A 3081-nucleotide genomic window follows, 5' to 3' on the forward strand; every position below is an offset into this window, starting at 1 on the left:
ATGACGACACTGACTCCATCGACACAGCCAACGCCTTCAGGAGAACGACATGACCACCACCCGCCTCAACATGCAATCCGCCACCAGCACCACCATCAAGGCCGTCGCCTTCGGCGCGATTGCTTCTCTGGCCGTGCTCTTCGGCATCGCCCACGCTCAGGGTCAGCGCGAGATGCGCGCCTCCATCGTCACGCTGGATCCGGTGGTCATCACCGTCAAGCGCGAGCAACTGCCCACGGTCTACGTGACCGGTCGCCGCGACACGTCGTCGGACAGCGTCCAGGTCGCTTCGGCTCAGTGAGCCAGCCATGAGCCTGACCGGCTTCGCTGTCTCGATGGAGCGATCCATCGGCTGACGCCCGATCGATCGCTCAAGCAAAGCGCCCGGCTCGTGCCGGGCGTTTGCATTTCTGCGGAGGCGAGCGAGGCCCGCTCAATAAGGGCTGTCCGCCGGCTTTCCGGCCCCATCGGTCCAGACATCGTCGGGCAGCGATCGGTCTCGCAGACAGACGCGATCGTGATCCGGATAGGTGATGCGGTCGACCGGTGCCCGAGTCCCCACGACCAGACATCGCGTCGGCGCCCCGCTGCGGTTTTCGAGGCTGTGTCCGACAGCGACTCCCGCCTTGAAGGTTGCGGCGTCGCCGGCCTTCAGTAGCGTCTCTACGTCGCCCTCGATCAAGGTGATCTCGCCCGACAGGACGTACACCATCTCGTCCTCGGCGCTGTGCCAATGCTTGATGGAGGATCGACCGCCCGGCTGCAGCACTTCGATGAAGGCGCCGAACTGCGTGAGACCGCCGGGCTCGCTGAGCCACAAGGTCTGATGGGGGGCATCGCAGCCCTCGGCGGGGTGAGCTTCCGAGAGGAACTGGGTTGGGGTCAAAGCCGGCATGAGGGGTCCTTCACCTTGTTTTTCGTTGAGCCGTGTTCGCCACCAGCTCCATCCTATCCCGCCCCTTGCGCTTCGACGCATAGAGGGCTTCGTCGGCCTGCTTGAGCCAGTGCGACAGCTCCAGGTCGGGCTGGTCGGACAAGGTCGCGCCGATGCTCAGGGACACCGGCTCCGGCGTCACGAACATGGCCAGCGCCTGCTGCGCGAAGGCCTCGCGCAAGTCCTGGCCCAGCGCCTGCGCGACGGCCTCGGAGACGCCGCGCAGCAGGATCACGAACTCGTCCCCGCCAAGCCGCGCGGCCAATGCGCCGTCGGGCAGCACGCCGCGGATCAGGTCGCTCAGCGTCACCAGCAGGCGGTCGCCGGCATCGTGGCCGTGCAGGTCGTTGACCTGCTTGAAATGGTCGATGTCGATCAGCAGCAGCGCGCAGGGGCTGGCCGGGGACGCCTGCTCCAGCAAGGCCGGGGCGCGCAGATACAGCGCGCGGCGGTTGTCGAGCGACGTCAGCGGGTCGCGTGCGGCGATCTGCGCGATGCGCTCCTCGCGGCGATGGCGTTCGGTCCCGGTCATGGACATCGCCAGCAGCATGATCGCCATCACGCCTTCCACCAGCGACACCAGGATCACCGTTCCGCGGAAACCGGCCAGGTTGACGAAGGCCTCCGGCGCCACGGTCGAAGCGGCCTTGGCGAGGTAGAACAGCCCATGCGCGAGCAGGACGAATCGAAGCTGGGCGGCGCCCAGGCTCAACACGCCGCCGTGCGGGCGCAGCAGCAGGCCGGCGCGCAAGGTGACGCCCGCGATCATCAGTGACTGGATGCCCAGCATCGCCTTGGACCACCAGGGGCCCTCGGGCAGCAACAGCATCGCCAGCCAGATGACGACCAGCCCCCACCAGGCGCGTCGCAGTCGTGTGCGAGTGAATCTCGCGACGCCGGCCAGGAACAGCCAGTGGGCGACGATCAGCATGCCGTTGGGGAACCAGATGCCGACCAGCACATGGCCCCGGGACCGCAGCAGGGCCAGCACGCTGCCCACTGCGATGATGGAGAAGCCCGCGCTCCAGAGCAGCAAGGACCGCTCGCGCACGCTGCGCCATTCCGCGGCCAGATAGAGCGCCGAGGCGGCGGCCATGGCCGCGGTGAGGACGAGCAGGGTGAAGGGATCGAGAGCCATGGACAACAGAGGTGGCCGTGCGGGCAGGCGCCGCGCGCGCCGAATTGTCGCAGCGCACGGGTTTTCACCGGTCCACGGCGGGTCGGGCCTTCGGACGGAAGTCACGGGCCGGCGCTTCATCGCGCCGCATTGACGTGAAGCCTGAGCTCAATCGGGCCGAGCTCGGCTCAGCGTCGCAGGAGCGTCAGCCCGATCAAGCGCGACACCACGGCGGCCAGGTACATGACGCCGACGAACATCTCCAGGCTCGCCACGGCCCGGGCCAGCGGGCGCACGGGAATGATGTCGCCGATGCCGGTGCTGGACAGCAGCGCGAAGCTCAGGAACATGAGTTCCGTCCAGGTGCGCGGCTGCTCCGGCTGAACGGCGGCCGAGAAGCTGCCCGGCTGCAGCGCCTGCAGCACGACGAAGCTGTAGGCGAAGCCCCACGCCAGCAGCGTGAAGGTGGCGCCGGCGGCGAAGAGCTCGTCGGTCGTCGCGTGCATGTCGCTCATCATGTAGGCGACCAGGCTGCCGGCGGCGTAGAAGTAGAAGAGCGCCTCCAACGCCGCCGACCAGGGCCGCAGCCAGTGCATGTCCAGCATCACGTCGAGCAGCAGCATGACGATGGCCGGCAGGGCCAGACCCACGCTCAGCCAGGTCAAGCCCGGCGTGCTGCGCACCATGCGTGTCGTGAACACCAGCACCGCGATGCCGAATGCGCTGAGCGCCAGCGGGCCGGCGCGTGTGGACTCGAGCAGCGGATAGAGCAGCAGGCCCACGAGTTGCACCAGCAACAGGATGGCCGAGGGATGGCGGCGGGTGATGACGAGGAATCGGCGGTGGCGGACATGCATGGGGGAATTCTGCATGGGGCGCGGGATGGGATTCCGCCCCACGAAGCGCCGCGCGCGCTCCCTCTTTCCCCGCGTTCTGTGGACAACTCTGTTGGCAGGCCGAGGGCGGGGAATGCAACGCGTTGATTCGTATGGGGATTGGTTTGATTGCTTAGGAATGAGGCAGGTGGGAG

4 protein-coding genes are annotated in these 3081 nt (G+C 67.5%); 1 reads left to right on the top strand and 3 read right to left on the bottom strand.

From position 1 onward, the window contains the following. Positions 1-49 precede the first annotated feature (49 nt). Entirely contained in the window at positions 50-301 is a 252-nt protein-coding gene (locus ABDW59_RS24585) for a hypothetical protein (protein ID WP_343634119.1), read from the top strand. Between the two features lie 132 nt (positions 302-433). Here ABDW59_RS24585 and ABDW59_RS24590 read toward each other — a convergent pair whose 3' ends face one another. The 3 genes from ABDW59_RS24590 to ABDW59_RS24600 all read right to left on the bottom strand — a co-directional run bounded on the left by ABDW59_RS24590 (position 434) and on the right by ABDW59_RS24600 (position 2923). Then, positions 434-895, bottom strand: coding sequence for a cupin domain-containing protein (locus ABDW59_RS24590; protein ID WP_343634121.1), 462 nt, complete (start codon positions 893-895; stop codon positions 434-436). Positions 896-905: 10 nt separating this feature from the next. Beyond that, positions 906-2072, bottom strand: coding sequence for a GGDEF domain-containing protein (locus tag ABDW59_RS24595; protein ID WP_343634123.1), 1167 nt, complete (start codon positions 2070-2072; stop codon positions 906-908). A 167-nt stretch (positions 2073-2239) separates the two neighbouring features. Beyond that, positions 2240-2923, bottom strand: coding sequence for an ion channel (locus tag ABDW59_RS24600; RefSeq protein WP_343634125.1), 684 nt, complete (start codon positions 2921-2923; stop codon positions 2240-2242). Positions 2924-3081: the final 158 nt, after the last annotated feature.

Origin of the sequence: Roseateles sp. (genome assembly GCF_039595295.1) — a bacterium.
In the GTDB taxonomy this organism is placed as follows: Bacteria; Pseudomonadota; Gammaproteobacteria; order Burkholderiales; family Burkholderiaceae_C; genus Roseateles.